Annotated in this window: 4 protein-coding genes; all 4 read left to right on the forward strand. The window is 69.9% G+C overall.

Features of this window, described 5'->3' with window-relative positions:
* Window positions 1–131 precede the first annotated feature (131 nt).
* The 4 genes from ACFQ7Q_RS37485 to ACFQ7Q_RS37500 all read left to right on the forward strand — a co-directional run bounded on the left by ACFQ7Q_RS37485 (window position 132) and on the right by ACFQ7Q_RS37500 (window position 4389).
* Entirely contained in the window at window positions 132–290 is a 159-nt protein-coding gene (locus tag ACFQ7Q_RS37485) for a hypothetical protein (protein ID WP_375847191.1), read from the forward strand.
* Complete coding sequence (locus tag ACFQ7Q_RS37490; RefSeq protein ID WP_375852390.1) at window positions 287–1498, forward strand: hypothetical protein; 1212 nt, start codon at window positions 287–289, stop codon at window positions 1496–1498. The genes ACFQ7Q_RS37485 and ACFQ7Q_RS37490 overlap by 4 nt, the downstream gene beginning before the upstream one ends.
* Window positions 1495–1695, forward strand: a complete 201-nt coding sequence (locus ACFQ7Q_RS37495) for a hypothetical protein (protein ID WP_375847193.1) — start codon at window positions 1495–1497, stop codon at window positions 1693–1695. The genes ACFQ7Q_RS37490 and ACFQ7Q_RS37495 overlap by 4 nt, the downstream gene beginning before the upstream one ends.
* A 360-nt stretch (window positions 1696–2055) precedes the next feature.
* Complete coding sequence (locus tag ACFQ7Q_RS37500) at window positions 2056–4389, forward strand: type IV secretory system conjugative DNA transfer family protein (RefSeq protein ID WP_375847194.1); 2334 nt, start codon at window positions 2056–2058, stop codon at window positions 4387–4389.
* The last annotated feature ends 911 nt before the right edge of the window (window positions 4390–5300 follow it).

Below are 5300 nucleotides of genomic sequence, written 5' to 3' on the forward strand. Positions count from 1 at the left end.
GCTCCGGCCCATTCGAGCTGGGCCGGAGCACGGCGGAGAGCGCCAGAGACGCTCGGACGGCACGGGCCGGTGTTGGAGCACCGGCCCGCGCCTGAACCACCCACCTGACATGACCAGGAGGGCGATCTGTGATGGATCGTATCGGTGCGCCTGCGGGCGCGATGACATGGGCGGACACCGCCACGGAGGGCGCGGCCGAGGGCGCGATGCGGCGGGCGCGGGAGGCGGCCGAGGCCGCTGAGCGGGCGCGGCGGGCGGCCGAGGCGCTGCGGTCGGGCGGTGCCCGATGAAGCCGCAGACGCGTACGGAGACGGTGACCCGGCAGGGCCGGGCCCACACGGTGGTGCGGCCGGCGGAACAGCCGGCTGTTCCGCGGGACTGGGATCTGATGCTGCTGCGCGGTGAGCTGGCGCTCGCCGGGCTGCTGTCCCTGGTGACCGTCGTGTGGTCCACGTACTCGATCGGTGACCTGCTGGGCGGCTCGTGGGCCGCGTACGGCGGCGCGATCACATTCGATGTGGCGTGGCTGGCGGTGCAGGGAATGGAGTGGCTGGCCCGCTACCAGCCCGACCGGCGCGGCCGGGCCCGGAGGGTGGGCCTGGCGCTGCTGGCGGTGTCCGTCGGTGCCATCACCTACCACGGCCATCTGCATGGGGCGCTGGCACAAGGCGCGTTTGGTGCCGGGATCGCGCTGGGCGCCAAGCTGCTGTGGAGCACGGTGCTGTCGCATCTGGTCTGTGAGCTGGACCCGGACACGCAGGCCTGGGTGGACGCGGAGCACCGCGAGGCGCACGCGATGCTGGCGACCGCGACCGTGCACCGGACCTCGGAGCGGGCGCGTGGGCAGGCTGCAGCGCACCGCCGCGCGGTCGAGGTGCAGTACGGCGTCAGCCTCGACGAGCACCAGGTGCAGCGCGTCGACGAGCACCAGGTGCTCGACGTCGAGCCGGAGCCGGAGCCGTGGACGGTTCGGGAGGACGCGGTCAACCGCGCGGTCGTCGACCAGATCCGGGCACGGGCGATCGCGTCCACCTACGGCACCGCCGGGCGCGAGTGGCGCTCGGCCATGGACCAGGCGAACCGCTCGATGATGGCGGCCGTGGACGCGGGCGCCAGCACGGCCACGGTGCTGGAGCAGGTGGAGCGGCACCGCAGCGCCCGCCGGATCTCTGGGGACTCCCCGCGGATGGGCGGATACCCGCAGGCCACAGACGCGGAGACGCCCCCGCCCGTCCGCCCGGTCTCCGGGAACCCCCCGGCGGAGGACGCCGGGCCGGAGGACGACGAGGAGCGGGTGCCCGCGCAGCGTCCGCCCTCGGCCCGCACCCTCACCCACGGGCTGGCACGGGCCGGGATGAGCCCCGAGGCCGTCCGGCAGACCCTGGGCGCGATGGGCATGCAGGTCTCGCCCGCGACCGTCGACCGGTACGTCAGGGAGGCGCGGCAGCAGCCGCAGGCGGCTCCGGCCGCCGAGCCGGAGCAGGGGTGGTACCCGTGACCGGGCCGGAGCCGCAGCGCGGCTACACCGCCTGGGAGACCGCCCAGCTCGCCCTCCTCGTGGGGCGGCTGGCCGCCAAGGGTCACCCAACCCGGGGCATCGACCGGCAGATCGAGGCCGTCAAGGCCCGTGCGGTTGAGCGGGAGGCGCGGCAGGACGCGGAGCGCGAGGAGCGCGCCGCACAGCGCAGGAAGTGACCGACCGGCCGGGCGCCCGCGGGCGCCCGGCCCTTGCTCGGGAGGCCCGATGGCACGCGGCACCGTGACCCCGGCACAGCTCCAGCGGCTGAGCGGACCTGTGGCCGGCCAACTGCTGCTGTGGGACCGAGGGTTGGCGGACACATCACCCAACACCGGCAATACCAGGACAAACAAAACCGGCCCGGCGGACTCTTCCAGCGCCACCCCGGATTCTCGGGTGCCGCCTGTCAGTCCCACCAGCCACGATCGGTAGCAGCGCCCACACAAGGGATCTCACCCGCCCGGCAGGCCAGCGTCCTGGCAGACCACCTGCCGGGCGGGGGTGATCCCCAGACACGGAGCACCAGGGAGCACCACATGAGCATCTACCACCAGGCAGCAGCCGAATCCGGCACCGACCACACCGGCCACCAAACCGGCTTGATCCACGACGCTGTCGCCCTCACCCACGGGCACTGGATGCCCGTGCTCGTGGGCGGCGCGGTCGTCGTGGGCGCGCTGTACGGCATCGGCACCCGCCATCGCGAGGAGAAGGGCAAGCCCGCCGCCAAGGGCAGCCCCGCCAACGCCTTCATTGAGGACACCTTCGAGGGGCTGGCCGTGGTCACCAAGCGCGTCTGCACCCTGTGCTGGCGGTTCCTCACCGGCAAGGAGATGCGCGGCAAGGCGCGCACCAACGCCTCGTTCTGGCGCCCCGGCACCGTGAGCACCGACCCGCTGTCCACGGCCGAGCTGGGCGCCATCGCGCTGCCCGCCGCGGACGCGACCGCCGGCCCCGCCATCGACTGGGACCGGCTAAGCAAGCGGCTGTCGGACATGGCCCGGATGCCGCCGTGGGTCGCGCGGGCGGTCGCGGCCGCGGGCCGGGGTCTGAGCGCCACATGGGCCGCTGTGCGGACCGTGGGCCGGGGGCTGGGCCGCTGGCACCACTGGCGCTACGCCGGGCGCTCAGCGGCCCGCGTGGGCGGGCTGACCACGGCGGCCGGGCTGATCCTGGAACCCGCCTGGACGATCCTCGCGCTCGCGGCCGCGGTGCCGGTCACCCTCGTCACGGCCGGAGCCTGGGGCAAGGGCTACCAGGCCACGGACGCGGAGACCTACGGCCCGGGTCTGTGGGCCTCCCTCACGCAGGTGCTGCGCCTGGGCCAGGAGGACCAGGAGCGCGGGCAGGACTACTGGCTGAGCATCCCGGACGACCTGAGCGCGGAGAGCGCGCGGATCACCATCCGGGTCCCCCTGCACTGGTCCGGCACCGAGGGCGAGCGCAGCCTCATGGCGCAGGCGATCCAGGCCAAGGTGCCCGGTGAGTGGGTCGCCAGCTACCACCTCGCGGGCCGCTCCCCTTACGCACAGTGGTCGCCGAAGCCCGCACCCCGCCCAATGCCCCAGCTGCCCACCCAAGTTGCATGGAAGTCGTCCGGCACGGCCCATAAAGTCTACGTGGGCAAGACGATCGAGGGTTATGAAATCGTCGATCAATTTGTTTTCACGCAAACCGCGACTCCCCATTGGGGCGTGGCCGGTGACACCGGATCGGGTAAATCCACGGTCCTCTACATGGCCGTTGTCCATGCTAGGCAGCACGGAGGGCTCGTAGACATCCTCGACACCAAGGTGAATTCCATGGCCGAGGCATTCGGACAGTCGGGCGTTCGCATCCACACCACCACCCGCGCATGCATCGGCGCCTTCGCGGAATTCCTGGTGTCCATCCTCGCCGCCGAGCAGGCCGTTCAGGAAGGCGCAGACCCGAAACTGCGCGACGAACTGACGCCACGCACGCTCGTGGTGGACGAACTCCCGACGCTGATCCGGTTCGCCTACACCTGGTGGAAGCACGGCATCAAGCAGAAGGGCGCCCCGCCGTTTATCGACTGGTTCACCATCATCCTCATGATGGGCCGTTCCTCGAATCACCGCGTGGTGGTCGGCAGCCAGCAATTCGACAATGCACTGTTCGGCGGGACGATCGGACGCAAGCAGATCGGCACCAAGATTGTGGTAGGCAAGCAGGATATGGTCTCGTGGGGAGTGGCATTCGGACAGAACGCGCCGCGCCTCTCCTACGACACGGAAATCCCCGGCCGCGGAGCCTACGCGGATAAGCGCATGGACCCCGAGGGCGGAGATTACGCGTACGTCCGGGAATTCCAGCCCGCGTACATCACCCCGGAAGTCCGCGAATTGCTGGCAGCGTGCGAAAAGGCGCCCCAATGGTTCGATGACGGGGAAATGGCACCCTGGATCACCCCCGAGGCCCTGGCCGAGGCACAGGAGACCGCAGCCACCACCGAGTTCATGCCCGGCGGGGACTTCGCACCCAAGGTCCCCACGGTTGTCCCGGGCCACGCCAGCACGGGGGTCGGGGTGCCCAGCCCCAGGTCAGAGCCGGGACACGGTGCCTCCGGGACGGCCGAGGGGACAGCGGCCGGGACAGCCGGAGCATCGGCCGGCCTTGCCGCCGAGGTGGCCGAGGACCAGGCGCTGCCGGAGACCTACAGCCTGCGTGAGCACTGCGAGCGCGGCACCCTCCCGTGGGGCTACGAGACCGCCCGCAAGTACCTGCTCCAGCGTTCCGAGAAGCGCGGGATCACCGTTCCCGAAGGCATCAGTGACGGAAAGGTCACCTACTACACCGAGGATGAGCTAAGGGAATGGCTCTGGGAATGGAAAGACAAGACACCCGCGTAACCTGCTGATTTGCACAACGACGGCCCCGGGCTCTACAGTCCGGGGCCGTCGGCATTCCTACCCGAAAGGAAGCGTGAATGTACCTCTCAGACAGCTACCGCCCGCCCTCCTGTGAGGACTGCGGCGGAAGCCGATGCAGCCTATGCGGAAAGCATTACTGCTGCGATGAATGCCCCAACTGCGGAGGCGGCTGCATCTGTGATTGCAACTGCCCCACCCTGCGAGAGGATGACGGAATCTGGTAACCAAATCAAAGCGGCCGGATAAGCCTTTCCATAAGCCCGTAATAATCGTCTTGATAAACTCGTCTGCACGCTGGCAATTCGGGGCGACGGGCATTAGACCAGGTAATTCGGTCAGAGAAATTGCGGGCGGCCCCCTCGAAGGGTCGCCCGCAGTGCGTTTGCCCAGGTCAGCGGGCTGCGAACGCTCAAGAGGCCCAGAGCGGCCAGCCGGTGACCACCCCTCAGAGAGGGTGTGGCCACGATCCACCAACCGTACATGCTGCATCAGGTGTCGATGCCCCCACGTAGCGATCTGTACCCATCTCAGAGCCTCTGACGAGCCGTCTGGACTCATCCCCCCGAGAAGGGGTGAGAAGCCGTCAGCAAGGCATACAGAGCCGCAGCGTGGGGGTGTGGGGTGGCCCAGACTCTATCTAGACTACGTTTTGATGCACACCACCACGGGCAGTCGCAAAGAAGAGCCGCCCGGCCACCCCTCCCCGTAGCCAGCCGCCCGCGTAGCGGGCCCCCAGGGAGGGAGCGAAGCGGACGACCGAACTGGCCAAAGGCCAGTCCTCCCCGCCCGGCCATCGGCCGGGGCTCGGCGCAGCCGAGCAAGTCACCGCGAAGCAGTGACACACCGTCACGAAGTGACGGTCACTGCCAGAGCGCGCAGCGCTCTGAGAC

Origin of the sequence: Streptomyces sp. NPDC056527 (assembly GCF_042794475.1) — a bacterium.
In the GTDB taxonomy this organism is placed as follows: domain Bacteria; phylum Actinomycetota; class Actinomycetes; order Streptomycetales; family Streptomycetaceae; genus Streptomyces.

Coding starts and splice junctions, on each gene's coding strand:
- ACFQ7Q_RS37490 (WP_375852390.1), top strand. CDS start 287: ATGAAGCCGCAGACGCGTACGGAGACGGTGACCCGGCAGGGCCGGGCC.
- ACFQ7Q_RS37500 (WP_375847194.1), top strand. CDS start 2,056: ATGAGCATCTACCACCAGGCAGCAGCCGAATCCGGCACCGACCACACC.
- ACFQ7Q_RS37485 (WP_375847191.1), top strand. CDS start 132: ATGGATCGTATCGGTGCGCCTGCGGGCGCGATGACATGGGCGGACACC.